Below are 22,463 nucleotides of genomic sequence, written 5' to 3'. Positions count from 1 at the left end.
AGCCGGCGTAGGAGGAAACATGCCAGCCGACCGTATCGACGCCGTCGTCAGCCTCGCCAAGCGCCGAGGCTTCGTCTTCCCCTCCAGCGAGATCTACGGAGGCACCCGATCGGCGTGGGACTACGGTCCGCTCGGCGTGGAGCTCAAGGAGAACGTCCGCCGGCAGTGGTGGAAGACGATGGTCCAGCAGCGCGACGACGTCGTCGGCCTCGACTCCGCGGTGATCCTGGCCCGCAAGGTGTGGGAGGCGTCCGGCCACATCGCCGAGTTCGTCGACCCGCTCACCGAGTGCCAGTTCTGCCACAAGCGGTTCCGGGCCGACCACCTGGAGGAGGCGTACGAGGCCAAGCACGGCCAGCCGCCGACCTCGCTCGCCGAGCTGAACTGCCCCAACTGCGGCAACAAGGGCACCTTCACCGAGCCGAAGATGTTCAACGGCCTGATGAAGACCTACCTCGGCCCGGTGGAGAGCGACGAGGGCCTGCACTACCTGCGCCCGGAGACCGCGCAGGGCATCTTCGTCAACTACAAGAACGTCGAGACGGTCGCCCGCAAGAAGCCGCCGTTCGGCATCGCGCAGACCGGTAAGTCGTTCCGCAACGAGATCACCCCGGGCAACTTCATCTTCCGGACCCGCGAGTTCGAGCAGATGGAGATGGAGTTCTTCGTCGAGCCGGGCACCGACGAAGAGTGGCACGAGTACTGGCTCCAGGAGCGCTGGAACTGGTATCTCGACCTCGGCCTGTCGGCGGACAATCTGCGCCTCTACGAGCACCCCGCCGAGAAGCTCTCGCACTACTCGAAGCGCACCGTCGACATCGAGTACCGCTTCCAGTTCGGCGGCACCGAGTTCGCCGAGCTGGAGGGTGTCGCCAACCGCACCGACTTCGACCTCTCCACGCACAGCAAGCACTCCGGCGTCGACCTGTCGTACTTCGACCAGACCAAGAGTGAGCGCTGGATGCCGTACGTCATCGAGCCGGCCGCCGGTCTGACCCGCGCGGTGCTCGCCTTCCTGTTGGAGGCGTACGACGAGGACGAGGCGCCCAACACCAAGGGCGGCGTGGACAAGCGCACCGTGATGCGGTTCGACCCGCGGCTGGCCCCGGTGAAGGTGGCGGTGCTGCCGCTGTCGCGCAACGAGGCGCTCTCGCCCAAGGCGAAGGACCTCGCGACGCTGCTGCGCAAGCGCTGGGTGGTGGAGTTCGACGACTCGCAGGCGATCGGCCGCCGTTACCGCCGGCAGGACGAGATCGGCACCCCGTTCTGCGTCACCGTCGACTTCGACACCCTTGACGACAACGCCGTGACGGTGCGGAACCGCGACACCATGGGTCAGGAGCGGGTCTCCCTGGACCAGGTCGAGCGTTACCTGATCGAGCGCCTCCCCGGCTGCTGAGACGGTGGGCACGGGGCCCCGGCCGACGCGGAAAGCGCCGGTCGGGGCCCCGTACACTTGTGCGGTGACCGCCTCGACCGTTCCCGCGCTGCGCCCGCTGGCCCTCGGGCCGTACCAGGTGTCGCCGCCTGTGGTGCTCGCGCCGATGGCCGGGATCACCAACGTCGGGTTCCGCCGGCTCTGCCGCGAGCAGGGCGGCGGCATCTACGTCTGCGAGATGATCACGACTCGTGCGCTTGTCGAGCGCAACCCGAAGACGCTGCGCATGATCGCGTTCGGTGACGACGAGCAGCCGCGCAGCCTCCAGCTCTACGGCACCGACCCGGAGGTCACCGCCGCCGCCGTGCGCATCGTCGTCGAGCGCGACCTGGCCGACCACATCGACCTCAACTTCGGCTGCCCAGTCCCCAAGGTCACCCGCCGGGGCGGCGGCGCGGCGCTCCCGTGGCGACGCCGGCTCTTCGCCCGCCTGGTCCGGGCCGCGGTGGACGCCGCCGCGCCCTCCGGGGTGCCGGTCACGGTGAAGATGCGCAAGGGCATCGACGACGACCACCTGACGTACGTCGAAGCGGGGCTCGCCGCCCAGGACGCCGGCGTGGCCGCGGTGGCCCTGCACGGGCGGACGGCTTCGCAGCGCTACTCGGGCACCGCCGACTGGGACGCGATCGCCACGCTGAAGCAGGCCCTCGACGTGCCGGTGCTCGGCAACGGCGACATCTGGGAAGCCGACGACGCGCTGCGGATGGTCGCCCACACCGGCGTCGACGGCGTGGTGATCGGCCGTGGCTGCCTCGGTCGGCCGTGGCTCTTCGCCGACCTGGAGGCCGCCTTCAACGGGCGTCCCGAACGGCGTCTCCCCACCCTCGGCGAGGTCGCGGTGACCATGCGCCGGCACGCCGAGCTGCTCGTCGACCAGTTCGTGGCCGGCGCCCGCAACCCCGCCCGGGGTGAGCGGGACGGCTGCACCGACTTCCGCAAGCACGTCGCCTGGTACCTGAAGGGCTTCCCGGTCGGCGGCGAACTGCGTCGCTCGCTGGCGATGATCGAGAGCCTGGCCCAGCTCGACGACCTGCTCGGCAAGCTCGACCCGGCGGAGCCGTTCCCGGTGGCCGCCCTGGGTCAGCCACGCGGGCGTACCAACTCGCCGGGCAAGGTCTTCCTCCCGGACGGCTGGCTGGCCAGCCGGGACGACGACACCGTTCCCGAGGGCGCCGAAATGGACGACTCCGGCGGCTGAGCCCTCGGTCGGCTGAGCCCTCGGTCGGCTGAGCCCTTGGTCGGCTGAGCAGAGACGCCCCGCGAACGTCCTTTCCGAACGCGGCCTCGGCGCGCAGGGGCTGAGCAGATGAGTTCGACGTCCTATCGAGCTGATGTCGTGAACGAATCACCCGCTCGGCTCGGTCGGCCATCCCCTGATTCGCTCTCGGCTCGGTCGGTCGCCCCTCGATTCGTTCTCGGCTCGGTCGGTCGCCCCTCGATTCGTTCTCGGCTCGGTCGGTCGCCCCTCGATTCGTTCTCGGCTCGGTCGGCCACCCCCCGGATTCGTTCTCGGCTCCGTCGGCCACTCCCCCCCGATTCGTTTACGACATCAGCTCCAAAGGACCCGTGCCGAGGTCGGCGGGGTGGCCTGCCGTGCTCTGGACAGTGACCCGGTCATGCCGAAAGGGCCGGGCCCCTGGTGGGGTCCGGCCCTTTCGGTGGTGTGCTGGCGCGGGTCAGCTGGTGGCGTAGCCGCGGGTGGCGATCCAGTCGGCGAGGTGTTCGACGGTGATCTGGTAGGCGGCGGTGTTGGGGTCGGCGGAGTCGGCGATGGTGACGGTGTTGCCGTTGTCGTGGTAGCCGACGACGCTGATGTAGTGCCCGCCCTCGTAGGAGTGGGTGTTGCCGTCGGTGTCGGTGCTGGTGCCGGCGATGTTGGCGACGACGGCGCGGCCGTTGTCGACGGTCTTGACGATGTCGGCGCGCAGTTGGTCGGTCTGCTTGGCGTCGGCGTCGGGCTTGCTGATCTCGACGGAGTGGTAGGCGTCGGCCTTGCCGGTCTCCTTGTTCAGCACCGGGGTGATGTCGTTGATGCTGTTGGTGCCGGCCTCGGTGGTGCCCATTTCCTTGGCCATGTCGTCGACGTTGATGTTCTTGCCCTGGACGCTGAGGGCGTTGCGGGTGGCGGCGGGGCCGCAGTAGTAGAAGTTGGGTTGGGCTTCGTAGCGCACGCCCAGTTCCCGCTCGCCGTGGTTCTTGCGGTCGGTCTGGGTCTGCGACACAGGCTTGGCGTCCGAGGCCGCGTAGGCGGCGGTGACGGGGCCGGCGATGGCGCCGCCGGTGAAGGCCAGGCCCGCAGCGGTCAGAGCGGTCTTACGGATCAGATCGGTACGCATGATGGCGTGCTCCTCTGCATCGGGGGATACGCGTCGGCACACGAAACGGGGGGTGTGTGCCGGGCGGGAAGTCTTCGGGGGATCTGCCCGGCGGCTCGGGGGGCCTGCTCGGGTGTCCGGGGGTGTAACCGGTCCGGGTGGCGAGTCATTCCGCCGAGGGCTTCCGGACGATGCCCGGCCGGTGATGCTGGGCCGTGCGGGGGATGTAACCGTGGCGGCCGGTCGGGTGTTCCCGGCGACCGCCGCGCAGGCGGGCCGCTCGTGGTGCCCGGTCGTGCGGGGGATGTAACCGTGGCGGCCGGTCGGGTGTTCCCGGCGACCGCCGCGCAGGCGGGCCGCTCGTGGTGCCCGGTCGTGCGGGGGATGTAACCGTGGCGGCCGGTCGGGTGTTCCCGGCGGCTGCCGTGCGCCGCGGCCCGGGGGTCGCGGCGGCATGTCAGGTATAACGACCCCGCCGGACCCACGATTCCGCCCCCCGAGTGCCGGTGGCCACGGGACGGCGACACCCGAAACCACCCAAACCGCCCAGCCGGAAACGGGCATCCACCTCCGACCGGAATGATCGACTCGGGTTCGGTGAAATCGGGGTGTCCGGGCGGGTCGGACACCGCGACCTCATGGAACCCGAGCCGATCACCTGCCAGCGGAGACCTACGGGGTTGTCGGGCCGTTCTGGGGTGCGCGGTCCTGCCGGGGGATCGTGGGCGTCGCCGGCCAGGGGATCTCGGGGGCCCGGTGGAAGGTGATCCCGGCGGTGGACCAGCGCGGGCCGTGCCCGGCCAGGCGCTCGCGGAACCCGGCCCAGTCGTGTGCGGCCCGGGGCGACCAGCCGAGTTCGGCGATGGCGGGCAGCCTGGGGAACAGCATGAACTCGATGTCGGTGAGCGAGGTGACCGATTCGGTCCAGAGCGGGGCCTCCACGCCGAGAACGGCAGTGGTGGGCACGCCGGCGACGTGCGTGCCCGGATCCCAGTCGTACGCCCGACGTACGTCGATCAGGCCGGCCCAGTCGTGCCCGATCGGGGTGTCCTCGGCGTACTTCATGTCCAGGTAGGCGTGGTTGCCGGGGGAGAGGATCAGTCGGGCGCCCCGGCGGACCGCGTCGGCCGTGGTGGGATCGTCGGCGTCGGTGCCCCACCACTGCAGGACCCGCCCGTCGAGGTGCGCGGCCGGGGCGAGCTGGTGCCAGCCCACCACGGCCTTGCCGGTGTCGGCGACGATCCGCTGCGCCCGCTCCACGAAGTCGGTGTAGACCGCGCCCTTGACCTTGAACGCCTCGTCGCCGCCGATGTGCAGCCACGGCCCTGGGGTGAGGGCGGCCACCTCGCCGAGCACGTCGGCGATGAAATCGTACGTCTGCTCGTCGGCCGGGTCGACGTAGCTGAAGCCGACCTCGGTGCCGGTGTACGGCGGTGGCGCGAGCTTGTCCGGTGCGAGCTGGGGGTACGCGACGAGCGCCGCGTTGGTGTGGCCGGGCAGGTCGATCTCCGGGACCAGCGTGACGTGTCGGGCGGCGGCGTGGGAGACGATCCGCCGGTAGTCGGCCTTGGTGTAGTGGCCGCCGGGGCCGCCGCCGACCTCGCTCGCCCCGCCGACGTCTGCCAGCTTCGGCCAGGAGTCGACGGCGATGCGCCACCCCTGGTCGTCGGTGAGGTGCAGGTGCAGGTGGTTGAGCTTGTAGCGGGCGAGGTGGTCGATCACCCGCAGGACGTCCTCGACGGCGAAGAAGTGCCGCGCCACGTCGAGCATCGCGCCCCGGTAGGGGAAGCGGGGGCGGTCGAGGATCGTGCCACCGGGCAGCGCCCAGCGGGTGGTCACCGGGGTCGGGCTCTCCACGGCGGCGGGGAGGAGCTGCCGGAGCGTCTGCACGCCGTAGAAGAGGCCGGTCGCGGTGTCGGCGACGACGCGTACCTCGGTGGCGGTCACGTCGAGCCGGTAGCCCTCCGCGCCGAGGTCGGCGGGGGGTGCGGGGACCGGGCCGGCGGGCGTGGCGGCCAGGGTGAGCGTCAGCGTGCCGGTCGGCCCGGCCTCGAGGGTGTCGGCGACCGGCAGGGGGAACCCGGTTGCCGGTCGGAGCAACGCGGCGAGGTGGTCGGCCACCTCGCGGGCGCCCGGGTGGGCGCTGACCCGGATGGCCGTGTCCCCGGTGAGCACGAAGGTGGCGCCGGGGTCCGCTTCGACCCGTTCCGGTGCCGGTACGACGGTGTCGAGGCGTACCGGAGGGGCGAGCAGGTCGTCGCCGGCCGCCCGCGCGGCGAGCACGGCCAGGTCGCCGGCCTCCGGCCGGTGCGCGGGCAGCGCGGCCGCGTCGGCGGGGGTGGCCGTCGGGGTCGACTCGGCGGCGGTCGGCTCGGCACTCGGCTCGGGGGCGGGAGAGGAGAGCGGAAGGGATGACACGACGACGGCTCCGGAGGGGGTTATTCGCGTCGGATATGGCAAAAGTGAGCTTCGGTGGAACCAGTGGCGTCAACAATACGAGGACCGGGGATATTGCGTGATCGTGCGCGTGGAAGCGTTCCCAAAAACCGGTACGAACGCGGATAGTCGTGATGGCTGTGCCTATTGTCACCGAACGGTCCCAGGCCGCCCGATCTTCGCTTAACCTTCGCCCTGAACCTTCGTTAAGTGTCAATCCGGCGCGCGTGGGAGGCTCCTGGTGGCAGCGCAAGAGACCGACGAACACAAGTACGTCTACGACTTCTCCGAGGGCAACAAGGATCTCAAGGACCTGCTCGGCGGCAAGGGGGCCAACCTCGCCGAGATGACAAACCTCGGCCTGCCCGTCCCGCCCGGCTTCACCATCACCACCGAGGCCTGCCAGGCGTACCTCACGACCGGGCGGGAGCCGGACGGCCTCGCCGGTCAGATCGAGGCGCACCTGGAGGCGCTGGAACGGGCGATGGGCAAGCGCCTCGGCGACCCGCAGGACCCGCTGCTGGTGTCCGTCCGCTCCGGTGCCAAGTTCTCCATGCCCGGCATGATGGAGACCGTCCTCAACGTCGGCCTCAACGACGAGAGCGTGGTCGGGCTCTCCGCGCAGGCAGGTCAGAACGACAGGTTCGCCTGGGACTCCTACCGGCGGCTGATCCAGATGTTCGGCAAGACCGTCTGCGAGGTGCCGGGCGAGGAGTTCGAGCACGCCCTCGACGAGGCCAAGAGCGCCAAGGGCACCCACGACGACCTGGACCTGGACGCCGACGACCTGCGGGGGCTTGTCGACGCGTACAAGAAGATCTTCGCCAAGCACACCGGTCGGGAGTTCCCGCAGCAGCCGCGTGAGCAGCTCGACCTGGCCATCCGGGCGGTCTTCGAGTCGTGGAACGCCGAGCGCGCGGTGCTCTACCGCCGCCAGGAGCGCATCCCGGCCGACCTCGGCACCGCGGTCAACGTGGTGACGATGGTCTTCGGCAACCTGGGCCCCGACTCGGGCACCGGCGTCGCCTTCACCCGCGACCCGGGCAGCGGCGCGCAGGGCATCTACGGCGACTACCTGGCCAACGCGCAGGGCGAGGACGTCGTCGCCGGCATCCGCAACACGGTCGGCTTGCAGGAGTTGGAGCAGCTCGACAAGTCCTCCTACGACGAGCTGCTCGGCATCATGGCCCGGCTGGAGGAGCACTACCGGGATCTGTGCGACATCGAGTTCACCATCGAGCGCGGCAAGCTGTGGATGTTGCAGACCCGGGTCGGCAAGCGGACGGCCGCCGCCGCGTTCGTCATCGCCGGGCAGCTCGTCGACGAGGGTCTGATCGACCTGGACGAGGCGCTGCACCGGGTCAACGGGGCGCAGCTCGCCCAGCTCATGTTCCCCCGCTTCCAGCTCGACCACGAGTTCGAGGCGGTCGCCACGGGCATCGGCGCGTCACCGGGCGCGGCATCCGGCACTGTGGTCTTCACCTCCGCCCGGGCCGTCGAGCTGGCCGCCGAGGGGAAGTCGGTGATCCTGGTCCGCCGGGAGACCAATCCGGACGACCTGAACGGCATGATCGCCGCCCAGGGCATTCTCACCTCGCGCGGCGGCAAGACCAGCCACGCCGCCGTGGTGGCCCGGGGCATGGGCAAGACCTGCGTCTCCGGCGCGGACGCGATCGACGTGAACGTGCCGGCGAAGCGGTTCACCGTGGCGGGGCAGACCGTCAACGAGGGCGACGTCGTCTCGATCGACGGCACCACCGGCAAGGTGTACCTCGGTGAGGTGCCGGTCATGCCCTCGGAGGTCGTGCAGTACTTCGAGGGCAGCCTCGACCCCGAGCACATCGACAACGCGCTCGTCCGTGCCGTACACCGGATCATGACGCACGCCGACGGAAAGCGGCGGCTGGCGGTCCGCACGAACGCCGACACCGGCGCGGACGCGGCCCGTGCCCGGCGCTTCGGCGCCGAGGGCATCGGGCTGTGCCGCACCGAGCACATGTTCCTCGGCGACCGGCGGGAGCTGGTCGAGCGGCTGATCCTGGCGCGCGCCGCGGACGAGCGGGAGGCGGCGCTGGAGGCGCTGCTGCCGTTGCAGCGGGCCGACTTCGTGGAGATCTTCCGGGAGATGGACGGGCTGCCGGTCACGGTCCGGCTGATCGACCCGCCGCTGCACGAGTTCCTGCCGCCGTTGGAGCAGCTCGCCGTCAACGTCGCGGTCGCCCAGGAACGCGGCGAGGACGTGGCGAAGGAGGAGGCGCTGCTCGCCGCCGTCCGGCGCATGCACGAGGAGAACCCGATGCTCGGGCTGCGCGGCGTCCGCCTCGGCCTGGTCATCCCCGGCCTGTTCGCGATGCAGGTCCGGGCCATCGTCGAGGCCGCGGTGGAGTGCGCCCAGTCCGGCGGCGACCCCAAGCCGGAGATCATGGTCCCGCTTGTCGGCGCGGTGCAGGAGCTGGAGACGGTACGCGCCGAGGCCGAGAAGATCATCGAGGAGGTGACCCGGGAGAAGGCGGTCGAGGTGCTGATCGGCACGATGATCGAGGTGCCCCGGGCGGCGTTGACCGCCGGCCAGATCGCCGAGGCGGCGCAGTTCTTCTCCTTCGGCACCAACGACCTGACCCAGATGGGCTGGGGTTTCTCCCGCGACGACGTCGAGGGCGCGTTCTTCTGGCGCTACCTGGAGCTGGGCATCTTCGGCATCTCGCCGTTCGAGTCGATCGACCGCGACGGCGTCGGCCGACTGGTGCGGATCGCCGCCGAGGAGGGTCGGGCCGCCCGGCCCGGGCTGAAACTCGGTGTCTGCGGTGAGCACGGCGGCGACCCGGACTCGGTGCACTTCTTCCACGAGGTCGGCCTGGACTACGTCTCCTGCTCGCCGTTCCGGGTGCCGGTGGCGCGCCTGGAGGCCGGCCGGGCCGTCGTGGAGACGGACGGGTCGGACAGCCGCTGAGCAGTGGCGGCGGGTCATGCGGCGCAGCACCGAGGACGGAGGTGGTCGTGTCCCAGATGCCTCTACTCGGTGCTCCGCCGCGCCGCCGTGGTCAGCCGGGGCGATGCCGTGGTAGCAGCAGGCTGACTATCGCGATAGCCAGGCCGATCCCGGCTGCCATGAGGAAGACCAGGTCGTAGCCGGCGGCGAGGGCGGCAGGAGTGCCCGCGTCGGCGGCGTCCGTTCCGACCTTGGCGCTGGCGGCTGTGGCGAGTACGGCCAGGGCTACCGAGCCACCTACCTGGCTGGCGGTGTTGGCCAGGCCGCCGATGATGCCCGCGTCGCCTTCGGGTGCGTCGGCGGTGGCCGCAGCCATCAGGGTGGGGAAGGTCAGGCCGATACCGACGGCGATGAGCAGCGTGGGTCCGAGCACGCTTGTGACGTAATCGCTGTCCGTATGGGCCTGGCCGAGCCAGCCGAAGCCGGCCACGAAGCAGACACTGCCGGCCAGTACCAGAGGGCGTGCACCGGTTCGGGGCAGCAGGTTGGCGGACAGACGCGCGATCGCCACGAACGTCACCGCCGCGGGTGTCTGCCCGAGCCCGGCTTCAAGTGCGCTGTAGCCGAGGGCGTTCTGCATGAACAGCGACGTGAAATACCACATTGCGATGGCAATCCCGCCGAACAGCAGCAACATGACGTTGCTGGCGGCCACGGCCCGGATCGTGAACAGCCGCAGGGGCACCATCGGCTGGGTGGCGACACGCGCCTCCACCACGGCGAAGACGACGAGCAGGAGCAGGCCCGCCACGGCTGGCCCGAGAAACCGCACGGACATCCAGCCGTGGACGGCGCTCTGCATGATCCCGTAGATCAACGCTGCCAGCCCCGCCGTGCCCGTGACCGCGCCACCGAGGTCGAGCGATTCTCGCCGGCTGGCTCGCCTGCCGACCAGCGACATCATGGCCTGCACGATCAGCATGGCGCCGACCGGTACGTTGATGAGGAAGACCCACCGCCACGACAGGCCCGTGGTGATGACACCGCCGGCGAGCGCGCCGGCCATCCCGCCCACACCACCCGAGGCGGACCACGCGCCGAACGCCCGGGCCCGCGCCTGCGGCTCGGTGAAGTAGGTGTTGATCACGGCCAACGTGGCCGGGGCCAGCATCGCGGCGCCCACGCCCTGCGCGACGCGGGCTCCCACCAGGACCTCCGGAGCGGGCGCGAGGCCACCGACCACACTTGCGGCGGAGAACAGGAACAGCCCGGCGACCAGCATCCGGCGCAGGCCGAACAGGTCGACGGTCCGGCCACCCAGCAGCATGAAGCCGGCGAAAGTAAGCACGTACCCATTCACCACCCAGGCCAGGCCGGTGGCGGTAAAGCCGAGATCCCGCTGGACCGACGGCAGCGCGACGTTGACGATGGAAACGTCCAGGATCACCATGAACTGGCAGGCGGATGCCAGCGCCAGGACCATCCAGGAGGATCCGGCCCGCAGCGTGGCCCGCTGAGTTGCGGTGCTGGTGCTTGTCATGACTTTTCTCCCTGCTTACCCACCGCTCACACGGTCCGGGAGGCTGCTTCGGCGAGAGCTCTGTGGCTGTCTCCGTCACCCACGACGGCATCGGCGACGACGTGGTCGCCCAGCAGCTGACGTGTGATCGTGGCTAGCCGAAGTCCCTGGTACCTGGCCGCGTCCAGCGCCGCGGCATCGGGGCCGTCTCCGTTCGGGCTGGCCACATGCGACGTGCCGTAGGGGTTGCCGCCTGCCGCGGAAACGACCGGATCGGTGAATCCGGGCGGCACGATCAGCGACCCCCAGTGGTAGAAGACGTTGCTCAGCGACAAGATTGTTGCCTCGCTGCCACCGTGCCGGTTGAACGCCGAGGTGAAGGCGGTCACCGGCTTGTTGGCCAGCTTCCCCTCCCGCCACAGTCCGCCGGCCTGGTCGATGAACTGCTTGAGCTGCGCGGCCGGCGCGCCGAATCGACTCGGCGTCCCGAACGCGTACGCGTCGGCCCATGCCAGGTCCTCGAGGGATGCCTGGGCAATCGACGCGGTCGCGTCGGCGTGCCGCCGCCACTGCGGGTTCTGGTCGATCGCCTTGTCGGGTGCCAGCTCGGCGACCCGCCGCAGCCGCACGACGGCCCCGGCCGAGCCGGCCCCCTCGGCGACGGCCTCTGCGAGTGTGTGCACACTGCCTGTCGCGCTGTAGTAGATGACAGCGACCTTCACGGTCATGCCCGGCTCCTCGGTGTTGCTAGAATTAGTTATCCGCATAATGTTATGCGCATAACTAATCTGTCAAGGAGAGTTCGTGGACTTCGAGTACGCCGACGCCCTCAACCAGGCCATCCGCCTGCTGAGCCTGCGCCACCGGGCCAGGGCCGCCGCGTTGCTGGCCCCGCTCGGCCTGCACCCCGGCCAAGAGGCACTCCTGCTCGAACTCGACCGGACCGGCCCGAGGATTCAAGCCCAGCTCAGTGAGGCGCTCGGCTGTGAGCCGCCAAGCGTCACGCTCATGACCCGCAAGCTCGAAGCCTCCGGCCACATCCGCCGCAGGCCCGCTCCCTCCGACAAGCGCGCCAGCATCGTCGAACTCACCGACAGTGGCAAGGCGCTTGCCGACCAGGTCAAGGAGTTGTGGCATGGCCTGGCGGAGGAGACCGTGACCGGCTTGCCCGCCCAGACCGTGGCCGAACTACCCGCCATCCTCAACGCCATGACCGGCAACGTCGACACCAGGCGTCCGACCACCCACACGGCCGCCGGCTAGTTCTTGTGCAGCAGGCCCGAGCTGTGCCGTCGAGGAGGTTTGGCGTTTGCGCTCAGATCGGCGGGCGACGCCAGGTGGGTCGGGCCGAGCGGCGCAACTGCGTCGGCAGGGTCGCCATCGGGGTACGCACGGCCAGCGGCGCGTGCGCGTCGGGCACCGCCGTGGCCCCGATCCCGCCGCCACGGGTGTCCAGCACGCGGCCGGCCCGGCGCGCCACCGCGCGAGCCTCCTCGTGCAGCCCTTCCAGATCCTCCGCCGCCGACGCGGTGACCAGGGTCAGCAGGGCGCTGCGCCCGGCCGGGTAGGTGACCACGCACCCGTCGGTGGTGCGTACGACCGACTCGCGGAACTCTCCCCGCCGGACCGTGTCGGCGACCCGGTGACCGAGCCCGTAGCTGGCCGCGGCGAGCGCGGCGAGGTGGGTGGCGTCGGTGCTCGGCAGGTCGCTGGAGATGAGCAGCCCGTCGGTGCCGGCCAGCACGGCGCCGGCGACCTCGGGTCGGCGTCGGCGCAGCCCGAGCAGTTCCGTTCCCACCACCGTGTCTGCATCCACGAGCGTCTCCCTAGTGGTCGGCTGCGCGTCTCGGTCGGTTGGTCACTTTCCGCGCTGGGAACGCTACCGGCGGCCACTCCCGCCCGCGAGCCCGTAACCCAGGGCGATCGGTCGGCAACTGGGGGCCGATCGGCGGTTGCGCGCCCGCCGGTGCTGCGTCGCGGGCGGGCCGAGCGGCATCGGCGGGCGTAACCTTGGCTCGCTCACACACGGCCGGCGGTGTCCGCCGTCGACGGGAGAGGTGGTTGTATGACAAGCGTCTGGGAGAACCTGACCATCGACGCCCGCGATCCGGCCCGACTGGCCCGCTGGTGGGCCGAGGCGCTCGGCTACCAGGTCGTCGCCGAGAGGCCGGACGAGGTGGAGATCCGCAAGTCCGCCGACCGCCTTCCCGGTCTGATCTTCGTGCCGGTGCCCGACGGCAAGGAGCGCAAGAACCGCCTGCATCTCGACCTGCGCCCGGCCGACCAGGAGGCCGAGGTCGAGCGCCTGGTCGACATGGGTGCCCGGCACGTCGACGTCGGCCAGGGTGACGTCGAGTGGACGGTCCTGTCCGACCCGGAGGGCAACGAGTTCTGCGTTCTCCGTGAGCGCGAGGAGTGAGCCGGGTTTGCGAGCCTCGCAGTCGCGAACAACAGTGAATCGTGAGCGGTGAACCGCGCGGACGACCGGTTGGTCGAGGAGCCGCCCAAGGACACCGGCCACCGCCGGTCGCCGTACGAGCGTGACCGTGCCCGGGTGCTGCACTCCGCGGCGTTTCGCCGGTTGGCGACCAAGACCCAGGTGCACACCGCCGGCACCGACGACTTCCTGCGGACCCGGCTGACGCACTCGCTTGAGGTGGCCCAGATCGCCCGGGAGATGGGCGCCCGGCTGGGCTGCGACCCGGACGTGGTGGACGTCGCCGGGCTCGCCCACGACCTCGGGCACCCGCCGTTCGGGCACAACGGCGAGGCGGCGCTGGACCTGCTCGCCGCGCCCTGCGGTGGCTTCGAGGGCAACGCGCAGACGCTGCGGGTGCTGACCCGGCTGGAGGCGAAGGTGCTCGCCCCGGACGGTTCGTCGGCCGGGCTGAACCTGACCCGGGCCTCGCTCGACGCGATCGGCAAGTACCCCTGGCCGCGTCGGGACGGGCAGCGCAAGTTCGGGGTGTACGCCGACGACGCGGCGGTGTTCGGCTGGATCCGGGCCGGTGCGCCCGGCGACCGGCGCTGCCTGGAGGCGCAGGTGATGGACTGGGCCGACGACGTCGCGTACTCGGTGCACGACGTGGAGGACGGCATCCACGGCGGGTACGTGGTGCTGCGCCCGCTGCTCGCGGACGCCGACGAGCGGGCGGCGCTCTGCGCCGACGTGGCCGCCACCTACTCCGGGGAGTCTCCGGGCGACCTGGCCGAGGTGCTGATCGAGCTGCTGGCCGACCCGCTGCTCGCCCCGCTCGCCTCCTACGACGGCAGCCACCGCGCCCTGGTCGCGTTGAAGGCCACCACCAGCGGCCTGACCGGGCGGTTCGTGTCGGCGGCGGTGGCGGCCACCGAGGAACGGTACGGCCCCGGGCCGCACCGCCGCTACGCCGCCGACCTGGTGGTGCCGCGACAGGTCCGGGCACAGTGCGCGCTGCTCAAGGGCATCGCCCTGCGCTACGTGATGCGGCGCTCCGGCTTCCGGGGTCGCTACGAGCGGCAGCGGACGATGCTCGCCGAGCTGGCGGCGGCGCTGGTCCGACGGGCGCCGGACGGGCTCGACCCGGTGTTCGCCCCGCTGTGGCGGGCCGCCCCGGACGACGCCGCCCGACTGCGCGTGGTGATCGACCAGATCGCCTCGCTCACCGACCCGGCCGCGACAAGTTGGCACGCCCGTCTCGTCGGCGGCGCACCGGCGGAGGCCTCCGCGACAACTTAGGCTAACCTAAGTGCATGTCGGAACGCCCAAGGAACGTCACAGCGGTCCAGGTGCTGCGCACCGAGCGACCCACCCCGCACCTGATCCGGCTCGTCCTCGGTGGGGATGAGCTGACCGGCCTGCCGGTGGGCGAGTTCACCGACCACTACATCAAGCTGGTCTTTCCGCACCCCGGTGTCGCGTACCCGCAGCCGCTGGACCTCGCCGCGATCCGCCGGGACCTGCCCCGGGAGCAGTGGCCCCGGCTGCGCGCGTACACCGTGCGGCGGTGGGACCCGCTGGCCGGGGAGCTGACGGTGGACGTGGTGCACCACGGCGACGAGGGGCTGGCCGGCCCGTGGGCCGCCGCGCTGCGCCCGGGTGACCCGGTGCACTTCGTCGGCCCCGGCGGGGCGTACGCGCCCGACCCGGACGCGGACTGGCACCTCCTGGTCGGTGACGAGAGCGCCCTGCCGGCGATCGCCGCGGCCCTGGAACGGTTGCCGTTGGGCGCCCCGGCCCGGGTCTTCGTGGAGATCGCCGACCCGGTGGACGAGCAGAAGCTGCTCAGCCCCGGGGCGGTCGAGCTGACCTGGCTGCACCGGGGCGACCGCCCGGTGGGCGAGGCGCTTGTCGCGGCGGTACGGGCGTTGGAGTTCCCGGCCGGTCGGGTGCACGCGTTCGTGCACGGCGAGGCCGCCTTCGTTCGGGACCTGCGCCGGCTGCTGCGCGGCGAGCGGGGCGTACCCCTCGACCAGCTCTCCATCTCCGGCTACTGGCGGCGGGGCATGGACGACGAGGGCTGGCGCTCCACCAAGGCCGACTGGAACAACCAGGTGGCAGCCGAGGAGGCCACCGCCGCCTGAGGGGCGGCTCACTCCTCGGGCGTGCGGTTCGCCGCTCCGGCCTGGGTGAGCCGCCGGCTGAGCAGCACGGCGTACCCGACGACCGCCAGGGCGAGCAGCGACAGCATCACCCTCGGTCGGTGCACCGTCGCGGTGATCAGGGAGACCGAGAGCACCCCGTAGGCGGAGATCGCCAACCGGGCGCGGCTGGGTCGGGTCCACAACCAGTACAGGGCCAGGCCACACAACGTCCAGACCACCATGGACGCGCCCAGCAGCAGCCGCAGCTCCAGCGGCAGCCGGGCGGCGTTGTCGTCGACCAGCCGGACCACCTGCCCGAGCGCCCAGCCGAGCAGCAGCAGCGCGCCGCCGAGCGGGATGTGCAGGAAGCTGTACGCCTGCCCGCCGCGCAGCCGACTCTGGAGCAGGCGGGTGGTGACGAAGGTGGTGTAGACCCACCAGACGGCCGCCGGTATCACGAAGGCCAGTCCGGCGGTGAGGATCATGTGGGGGCCGGGATGGTCCGGCACGGCGAAGAGCAGGCTGGCCAGCGCGCTACCCAGCACGATGATGGTGAACTGTCCGATCCGTTCCGGCAGATGTCGGTTGTCCACCGGCCAGCGGTTGAGCCAGCGCGCGCCGACCCAGGGCGTGGACAGTTCGATGACCATCGCGACGATCCACAGCGCCGGGCGCAGCTCGGTGGGCGCGGGCAGCGACACCAGCCAGATCAGCCAGCCCGACCCGAAGCCGATCAGGTAGATCGTGGTCACCATGCGGGCCATCGGGCTGGTGGGGCGGGCCCGCAGGTACAGCAGGAGCAGCACGCCCCGCACGATCAGGTACCCGACCGGCAGGAGCACGCTCTCCGGCACCTCGTCCACCCCGAGCGTCATCGCCCCCGCGCCGATCAACGCGACGAGCACCAGCAGTCGGTGCAGCGCGTCGTCCGGGTCGAACCGGGTGTCGTAGTAGACCTGCCCCAGCCAGGCCCACTGGATCACCACGAAGAGCCCGATCACCGCAAGCACGGCCGTCGGCGACGGGCTCGGCTCGTTGCCCAGCCGGGCCACCACCGCCGCCAGCGCGTACACGAAGATGATGTCGAGGAACAGCTCCAACCAGGTGGCGTGCCGGTGACCGGCCTCGTCGGCGCGCGGGGTCAGTCCGCGTAGACCCATCCGAGTGGCCAACCAACTCGGCAGGTGGGGAGGTCCGGTCCGTACCCTGCGCATCTGGTCATGGTCCCCGCGCGGGCCCGGCGGCCGGGCCGGAACCGGCGAGCCGGCAGCGGCGGTCGCCACACCGGCGTCCCCCGGCCGGCGTGTCCCCGGTCCGGCAGGGCAGGATGTAGGCCGAGGGGGTGGCGCATGGCTGGGCGGATCCGGGACGAGGACATCGCACTGGTCCGGGAACGCACCTCGATCGGGGATGTGATCTCCGAGACGGTCACCCTGAAGTCCGCCGGCGGCGGCAACCTCAAGGGCCTGTGCCCGTTCCACGACGAGAAGAGCCCGTCGTTCAACGTCTCGCCGGCCCGCAACGTCTGGTACTGCTTCGGCTGCGGCGAGGGCGGCGACGCGATCAAGTTCCTGATGGACGCGGAGCACCTCAGCTTCGTCGAGTCGGTCGAGCGGCTGGCCGGGCGTGCCGGCATCCAACTGCGCTACGTCGAGGACGACCGGAGCACCCCGCGTCCCCGCCCCCAGCAGGGCCAACGGCAGCGCCTGGTCGCCGCGCACGCCGCCGCTGTGGAGTTCTACCGGGCGCAGCTCAGCACCGCCGGCGCTCGGCCCGCCCGGGAGTTCCTGGCCCGGAGGGGCTTCGACCGGGCCGCCGCCGAGCGCTACGGGTGCGGGTTCGCGCCGGAGGGCTGGGACCTGCTCACCAAGCACCTGCGCCAGCAGGGCTTCACCCACCAGGAGCTGGTCACCGCCGGGCTGTCCCGGGAGTCCCGTTCGGGCACGCTCATCGACCGGTTCCGGCGCCGGCTGCTCTGGCCGATCCGGGACCTGGCCGGCGACGTGATCGGCTTCGGGGCGCGCAAGCTCTTCGACGACGACGACGGCCCGAAGTACCTGAACACCCCCGAGACGCCGATCTACAAGAAGTCGCACGTGCTCTACGGCATCGACCAGGCCAAACGGGAGATCGCCAAGCAGGGCCGAGCGGTGATCGTCGAGGGTTACACCGACGTGATGGCCTGCCACCTGGCCGGGGTGACGACGGCGGTGGCGACCTGCGGCACCGCGTTCGGCGCGGACCACATCGGGGTGCTGCGCCGGCTCCTGCTGGACACCGACTCGGTGGCCGGCGAGATCATCTTCACCTTCGACGGGGACGCCGCCGGGCAGAAGGCGGCGCTGCGCGCCTTCTCCGACGACCAGCGCTTCGTGGGCCGCACCTTCATCGCGGTCAGCCCCGACAACATGGACCCGTGCGACCTGCGGTTGGCCAAGGGAGACCTGGCGGTCCGCGACCTGGTCGCCCGGCGCGAGCCGCTCGTCGACTTCGCGCTGCGCCACGAGATCAGCCGCTTCGACCTGGACACCGTCGACGGCCGGGTCGAGGCGATGCGCCGGGCCGCGCCGCTTGTCGCGCAACTGAAGGACCGGGAAAAACGCCCGGAGTACGTCCGCAAGCTCGCCATGGACCTCGGGATGGAGATCGAGCCGGTGCAGCGGGCGGTGCTCGCCGCCGCCAACACCCCGCCCCCCGGCGCACGGGACGCCGCGCCCGCCCCGCGATCCGCCCCGGCCCGCCCCGAGCCGGCCCTGGACAGCCCGCAGTCGATGGTCGAGCGCGAGGCGTTGAAGCTCGCCCTGCAACAGCCGGTGCTGGCCGGGCCGATGTTCGACGCGGTCGAGGCCACCGAATACCGCCACCCGGTGCACGTCGCCGTGCGGACGGCAGTCGCGGCGGCCGGTGGGGCCGTGTCGGCGACCGGCGGCGCCGTGTGGATCGAGAAGGTCCGCGACGCCTGCGACGACCTGGCCGCGGCGGCGCTGGTCGGCGAACTGGCCGTGGAGCCGCTGCGGATCGACGGCGAACCGGACCCACGCTACGTGTCGATCACCATGGCCCGGGTGCAGTTCGGGTCGGTGACGGCCCGGATCCGCGACCTCAAGTCGCGCATCCAGCGGATCAACCCGGTCAACAACAAGGACGAGTACTTCGCCGCCTTCGGCGAACTGCTCTCGCTGGAGCAGCATGCCCGGGCGTTGCGCGAGCAGGCCGCGGGAGGGCTCTAGATGGGACTGTTCAGCCGCAAGCCGAAGCTGCCGCCGGCCGACCGGCCGCCGCTTGCCGCCGACGAACGGGTGCTCGCCTGGTCGGCGGCGGGCAACGGCGAGGGCGACGGGGTCGTCGTGGCCAGCAACCTCGGGCTGTGGCTGCCCGGTCGGGGACACCGCATCGGCTGGCACGACGTCCTCAAGGCCGTCTGGTCCGGCCGGGAACTGACCGTCACGCCCGCCGAGACCGTCGCCGAGCGCGACGGCCACACGGTGGTCGCCGACGGGCCGGCCGAGACGTACCTGCTGCTCGACCCGGGTGAGCTGCCCCACCAGGTGCGGGCCCGGGTGACGCGCTCCGTCGCGTACACCGAACACCACCCGGTGCCCGGCGGCGCCGCCCGGGTCGCGGCCCGGCGGGTGGCCGGCGTGGACGGTCTGACCTGGACGGTCCGCCTCGATCCCGGCACCCCGGCGGACGACGCGGCAGTGCTCGACGAGACCGACCGGCTGGTCGCCGCCGCACGGGCCGCCACCGCTCCGGTGGACGGCTGACCGGTCGGGTCAGTTCGCACCGAGGTCGTTCAGCGCCTTCTCGGCGCCGCGGTGCAGCGGCACCGGCAGAGTCCTGCGGGCGTTCTCCAGCGAGATCCCCTTGGCCGCCGGGTTGGCCTGGGCCAGCGTGTCGCGCTTGTCGAAGACCGTCCGGGTGATCGCGCAGGCGACGTTGGCGTCCAGGTCCTTGCGGACCAGCAACACGTTGGGTACGACGATTGTCGGAGTGTCGGTGGTCGTCCGGTACGCGTCCCGACCGATCGTCCCGGCCTGGTAGCCGGGGCTCAAGGTGGTGATCTTCGGCAGCAACGGCGAGATGTCGACGAACCTCACCGAGTCGCCGGCCGTGGTGAACAGGTCGGTCAGGCCCCCGGTGGGCAGACCACCGGACCAGAAGAAGCCGTCGACGCTGCCGTCCTTGACCCCCTCCACCGTCTTGGTGAGGTCCAGTCGCTGCGCCCGGATGTCCTTGGCCGGGTCGAGGCCGGCGGCCTCCAACAGCCGGTTGGCGATCACCTCCGTGCCGGACTTCGGCGAGCCGGTGGAGATCCGCTTGCCCCGCATGTCGGCCACCGAGGTGATCCCGGAGTCGTTGCGGACCACCACCTGCGTGTAGTTGTCGTAGATCCGGGCCAGCGCCTGCACCGGCTGCGGCCCGCTGAAGCTGCCCTTGCCCTCGACCGCGTTGACAGCCGTGTCGAACAGCGAGAACGCCACGTCGTACTGGCCACCGACCAGTTGCTCGACGTTCTGCACCGACGCCCCGGTCTCGGCGGCGGTGCCGGTGAGCTTGCCGCCGGTCGCCCCGGACAACTGCCCGGCCAGGGCGTTGCCGACCGCGTAGTAGACGCCTGTCGCGTTGCCGGTGGCGATGCCGACGCGGGTCTCCTGGGTCACCTCGCAGGTGACCTCGCTTGCCGCATCGTCGGTGGCCGCGCCGTCCTGCCGACCTCCGCAACCCGCGGCGCCCGTCGTGACGAGGGCGAGCACGCTCAGGCCCGCGGCGAGCCGTACGTCGATTCGTGTCACAGTCTCTCCTTCAGAGGATTGGTCGAGGGTCGGCCGGCGGATCGGCGTCGCAGGAACACACCCGCCGCCGCGACGGCGGCCAGCGCCGCGCCGACCGTGACCGGCACGGGTTCGAGCCAGAGCAGGGTGACACCGGCGAGGGCGCCCAGCACACGTTCCGGGGCGCCGGCCCGGCCCACGCCGGGCAACCAACCACCGGCGGCAACGGCGAGCACCGCCACGCTCAGCGCGGTGACCACGGCGGCGAAGGCGATCCGTTGGACGCCACCGATACCGAGCAGACCGAGACCCGCCGGCGTGATGACGAACGCGATCGGGATCAGGTACGCCGGCAGCGCGTACCGCAGGGTCTGCCACATGGTCGGCACCAGCCGGCCTCCGGTGACCGCCGCCGCGGCCACCGCGGCGAGCGCGGTCGGTGGGGACACCTCGGACAGCACCGCGAAGTAGAAGACGAACATCGCCGCCGCCGGCGCGGTGACGCCCAGATCGAGCAGGGCCGGACCGACGATCACCCAGCCGATCACGAACGACGCGGTGACCGGCACGGCCAGGCCCAGCAGGGTGAGCGCGACGGCGGCGAGCAACGCGGTCAGCACCAGCACGAATGTCGGGTCCGACGTGACGGCCTGGGCCCCGCCGATCAGCAGCGCCGCCGCCTGCGGCCCGAGGCCGGTCTTCGTGGTGGTCGCCGTGATGATGCCGGCGGCGGCGCACACCGCGGTGACGGCAAGGACGCCGCGTACGCCGGTGACCAGCGCGGTCACCAGCCGGCCCGGAGTGAGTCGGTGCGCACGGTCCAGGAACGACAACGCGACGGTGAGCAGGATGGCGAAGACGACAGCTCTCGTCGCGGAGACATCGACCGCGAGGAACACGATGATGGCGATCAGCGAGGCGAAGTGGTAGCCGAACCGGGCCAGCAGACGCCAGGGCGAGCCGACGTCGATCACCGCGGGACGTACGCCGGAACGGCGGGCATCGATCTCCACGGCGAACAGGATGCCGAGGTAGTAGAGCACCGTGGGCACCGTTGCCCAGCCCAGCACCTGGAGGTACGAGACGCCCAGGTACTCGGCGATGATGAACGCCGCAGCGCCCAGCGTGGGCGGGGAGAGGATGGCGCCCACCCCGGCCGCGGCCAGCATGCCGCCGGCCCGCTCCGGCGGGTAGCCGGCGCGGCGCAGCAGCGGCCAGGTCACCGCGCCGATGCTGACCGTCGTCGCCGCGCCGGAGCCGGAGACGGTGCCGAGCAGGAAGCCGGAGGCCACCGCCGTCCGGCCGGCGGCGGTACGCGAGCGGCGGAACGCCGCGGCCGACAGCTCGACGAAGAACCGGCCGGCCCCGGAGAACTCCAGCGCCGCGCCGTAGATGGTGAACAGCACGATGTACGAGGCGGCCACGTCGAGCGGCGTGCCGTAGAAGCCGCTGTCGGAGTTGTAGAACGCGTCCACCAGTTGACTGAAGTCGAGCCCGGCGTGCGCGACCGGCCAGGACTGCGGAAGAAACCCGCCGTAGTAGCCGTAGCCGAGGAAGAGCAGGCAGACCGCGGGCAGGATCCAACCGGTGGTACGTCGACACGCTTCGAGCAGCAGGAGCAGCAGGATCGTGCCCAGCACCAGATCCGTCGGCGTCAGCAGGCCCTGCCGGTCGAGGAAGGCGTTGTAACCGCCGCCACCGCTGCCGATCCGGATCGGCAGGACGGGGTAGAGACAGGCCGCGACCGCCAGGGCGACCAGAACCCAGTCGCTCACGGTCGGACCCGTCGAGGCCCTTCCTCGCCAGATGCGGAGACGGCCCGGCAACCGCAGGTCGGCCGGGTAGGCGAGGAAGACCAGCGGTAGCACGCCGGCCAGGAAGATGATCAGGTAATACTTGCTGCCCTGCGACAGGGGGCGGAACACCTGCCAGAGGGCGAGAGCGCCGACCGCCAGCGCCGCCGTGGTGAGGAGCAGACCCGCCGGCCCGGAGAGCACCCGACCCGGCTTCTCGTCCTCGAACTGGGCGGCCAGATCCCGAGACGCCCGCTCGGCGACGCCGAGCCCGCTCGGGTCCGGCCCACTCGGGTCGGGCTTGTCCGGGTCGCGCCCGGTCTGGTGGGGCTTGGTAGCGAGGGTGGTGGGACTGGGCGAGTGGGCGCCGTCGGGTTCGGCGGGCTCGGCCGGCTCGGCTCCCGGTCGTGGCCGGGGTGGCCCGCCGCCGGGGCTGGTTGCGGGCTCACCGGCGGGGTGCGTTGCGGGCTCACCGGCGGGGTGCGTTGCGGGCCCGTCGGCGGGGTTCGTTGCGGGCCCGTCGGCGGGAGAGTTGGCTGGTCGGGGAGGTGACGACGAACCATCGGGCGAGCTGATGGGCGACACAAAGGGACGATACACGTCGATTGACCGACGGGTGGGGCATCAATCGGCGTTTCGCCGCCGTTGGCTCGGACACGGGGTGACCGGCTGGCGGGCGGGTATTTGCATGGAGG

At 71.4% G+C, this 22,463-nt stretch carries 17 protein-coding genes; 9 read left to right on the top strand and 8 right to left on the bottom strand.

The features are described 5' to 3' along the window. Positions 1-19: 19 nt before the first annotated feature. Positions 20-1,399, top strand: coding sequence for a glycine--tRNA ligase (locus tag MILUP08_RS27370; RefSeq protein ID WP_007463889.1), 1,380 nt, complete (start codon positions 20-22; stop codon positions 1,397-1,399). A gap of 64 nt (positions 1,400-1,463) precedes the next feature. Beyond that, complete coding sequence (dusB, locus tag MILUP08_RS27365; protein WP_051065832.1) at positions 1,464-2,636, top strand: tRNA dihydrouridine synthase DusB; 1,173 nt, start codon at positions 1,464-1,466, stop codon at positions 2,634-2,636. Between the two features lie 478 nt (positions 2,637-3,114). Here dusB and MILUP08_RS27360 read toward each other — a convergent pair whose 3' ends face one another. Then, the gene (locus MILUP08_RS27360) at positions 3,115-3,774 is read right to left on the bottom strand and encodes a C39 family peptidase (protein ID WP_007462754.1); all 660 of its coding nucleotides are present in this window, start codon (positions 3,772-3,774) and stop codon (positions 3,115-3,117) included. A 651-nt stretch (positions 3,775-4,425) separates the two neighbouring features. Continuing rightward, complete coding sequence (locus tag MILUP08_RS27355; RefSeq protein WP_007463884.1) at positions 4,426-6,171, bottom strand: beta-N-acetylhexosaminidase; 1,746 nt, start codon at positions 6,169-6,171, stop codon at positions 4,426-4,428. A gap of 259 nt (positions 6,172-6,430) precedes the next feature. Between MILUP08_RS27355 and ppdK the strand changes: the two genes are divergently transcribed. Continuing rightward, entirely contained in the window at positions 6,431-9,139 is a 2,709-nt protein-coding gene (gene ppdK, locus MILUP08_RS27350; RefSeq protein ID WP_007463881.1) for a pyruvate, phosphate dikinase, read from the top strand. A gap of 91 nt (positions 9,140-9,230) precedes the next feature. Here the strand turns inward: ppdK and MILUP08_RS27345 are convergent, their stop codons facing one another. Next, complete coding sequence (locus MILUP08_RS27345) at positions 9,231-10,601, bottom strand: MFS transporter (RefSeq protein WP_202805241.1); 1,371 nt, start codon at positions 10,599-10,601, stop codon at positions 9,231-9,233. 83 nt (positions 10,602-10,684) lie between these two features. Then, the gene (gene wrbA, locus MILUP08_RS27340; RefSeq protein ID WP_007463877.1) at positions 10,685-11,365 is read right to left on the bottom strand and encodes an NAD(P)H:quinone oxidoreductase; all 681 of its coding nucleotides are present in this window, start codon (positions 11,363-11,365) and stop codon (positions 10,685-10,687) included. A gap of 76 nt (positions 11,366-11,441) precedes the next feature. On the opposite strand from wrbA, the gene MILUP08_RS27335 reads away from it, so the two are divergent. Next, entirely contained in the window at positions 11,442-11,900 is a 459-nt protein-coding gene (locus MILUP08_RS27335; protein WP_007463875.1) for a MarR family winged helix-turn-helix transcriptional regulator, read from the top strand. A gap of 52 nt (positions 11,901-11,952) precedes the next feature. On the opposite strand, the gene MILUP08_RS27330 is transcribed toward MILUP08_RS27335, so the two are convergent. Then, on the bottom strand, positions 11,953-12,453 hold the full coding sequence (locus tag MILUP08_RS27330) for a roadblock/LC7 domain-containing protein (protein ID WP_007463874.1): 501 nt from the start codon (positions 12,451-12,453) through the stop codon (positions 11,953-11,955). 249 nt (positions 12,454-12,702) lie between these two features. Here MILUP08_RS27330 and MILUP08_RS27325 point away from each other — a divergent pair, with 249 nt between their 5' ends. From MILUP08_RS27325 to MILUP08_RS27315, 3 genes are read left to right on the top strand one after another with little or no spacing between them, the layout of a single operon-like run. Then, a complete protein-coding gene (locus tag MILUP08_RS27325) occupies positions 12,703-13,056 on the top strand; it encodes a VOC family protein (protein WP_007463870.1) in 354 nt (117 codons plus the stop codon). A gap of 48 nt (positions 13,057-13,104) precedes the next feature. Next, a complete protein-coding gene (locus MILUP08_RS27320; RefSeq protein ID WP_007463868.1) occupies positions 13,105-14,355 on the top strand; it encodes a deoxyguanosinetriphosphate triphosphohydrolase in 1,251 nt (416 codons plus the stop codon). A gap of 14 nt (positions 14,356-14,369) precedes the next feature. Then, entirely contained in the window at positions 14,370-15,200 is an 831-nt protein-coding gene (locus tag MILUP08_RS27315; RefSeq protein WP_007463866.1) for a siderophore-interacting protein, read from the top strand. Between the two features lie 8 nt (positions 15,201-15,208). On the opposite strand, the gene MILUP08_RS27310 is transcribed toward MILUP08_RS27315, so the two are convergent. Next, positions 15,209-16,414 (bottom strand): low temperature requirement protein A, encoded by a 1,206-nt coding sequence (locus tag MILUP08_RS27310; protein ID WP_007463864.1) that lies wholly within the window; start codon positions 16,412-16,414, stop codon positions 15,209-15,211. A gap of 135 nt (positions 16,415-16,549) precedes the next feature. On the opposite strand from MILUP08_RS27310, the gene dnaG reads away from it, so the two are divergent. After that, positions 16,550-18,430 carry a DNA primase gene (gene dnaG, locus MILUP08_RS27305; RefSeq protein WP_007463862.1) on the top strand — a complete coding sequence of 627 codons (1,881 nt, stop codon included), beginning with the start codon at positions 16,550-16,552 and terminating at the stop codon, positions 18,428-18,430. Continuing rightward, the gene (locus MILUP08_RS27300; protein WP_007463860.1) at positions 18,431-18,967 is read left to right on the top strand and encodes a hypothetical protein; all 537 of its coding nucleotides are present in this window, start codon (positions 18,431-18,433) and stop codon (positions 18,965-18,967) included. It abuts the gene before it with no gap. A gap of 9 nt (positions 18,968-18,976) precedes the next feature. Here the strand turns inward: MILUP08_RS27300 and MILUP08_RS27295 are convergent, their stop codons facing one another. Beyond that, positions 18,977-19,996: a TAXI family TRAP transporter solute-binding subunit gene (locus MILUP08_RS27295; RefSeq protein ID WP_007463858.1), complete on the bottom strand. Its 1,020-nt coding sequence runs from the start codon at positions 19,994-19,996 to the stop codon at positions 18,977-18,979. Next, on the bottom strand, positions 19,993-22,353 hold the full coding sequence (locus tag MILUP08_RS27290) for a TRAP transporter permease (protein ID WP_007463856.1): 2,361 nt from the start codon (positions 22,351-22,353) through the stop codon (positions 19,993-19,995). The genes MILUP08_RS27295 and MILUP08_RS27290 overlap by 4 nt, the downstream gene beginning before the upstream one ends. Between the last annotated feature and the right edge of the window lie 110 nt (positions 22,354-22,463).

Origin of the sequence: Micromonospora lupini str. Lupac 08 (assembly GCF_000297395.2) — a bacterium.
Lineage (GTDB): Bacteria > Actinomycetota > Actinomycetes > Mycobacteriales > Micromonosporaceae > Micromonospora > Micromonospora lupini.
The sequence above is the reverse complement of the archived record's forward strand: the minus strand, read 5'-3'. Positions and strand labels throughout refer to the sequence as shown.

What these genes read in the sequence shown, in the direction of transcription:
- MILUP08_RS27370 (WP_007463889.1), top strand. Translation starts at nt 20, where the DNA reads ATGCCAGCCGACCGTATCGACGCCGTCGTCAGCCTCGCCAAGCGCCGA.
- MILUP08_RS27360 (WP_007462754.1), bottom strand. Translation starts at nt 3,774, where the DNA reads ATGCGTACCGATCTGATCCGTAAGACCGCTCTGACCGCTGCGGGCCTG.
- MILUP08_RS27345 (WP_202805241.1), bottom strand. Translation starts at nt 10,601, where the DNA reads ATGGTCCTGGCGCTGGCATCCGCCTGCCAGTTCATGGTGATCCTGGAC.
- wrbA (WP_007463877.1), bottom strand. Translation starts at nt 11,365, where the DNA reads ATGACCGTGAAGGTCGCTGTCATCTACTACAGCGCGACAGGCAGTGTG.
- MILUP08_RS27325 (WP_007463870.1), top strand. Translation starts at nt 12,703, where the DNA reads ATGACAAGCGTCTGGGAGAACCTGACCATCGACGCCCGCGATCCGGCC.
- MILUP08_RS27315 (WP_007463866.1), top strand. Translation starts at nt 14,370, where the DNA reads ATGTCGGAACGCCCAAGGAACGTCACAGCGGTCCAGGTGCTGCGCACC.
- MILUP08_RS27310 (WP_007463864.1), bottom strand. Translation starts at nt 16,414, where the DNA reads ATGCGCAGGGTACGGACCGGACCTCCCCACCTGCCGAGTTGGTTGGCC.
- dnaG (WP_007463862.1), top strand. Translation starts at nt 16,550, where the DNA reads ATGGCTGGGCGGATCCGGGACGAGGACATCGCACTGGTCCGGGAACGC.
- MILUP08_RS27300 (WP_007463860.1), top strand. Translation starts at nt 18,431, where the DNA reads ATGGGACTGTTCAGCCGCAAGCCGAAGCTGCCGCCGGCCGACCGGCCG.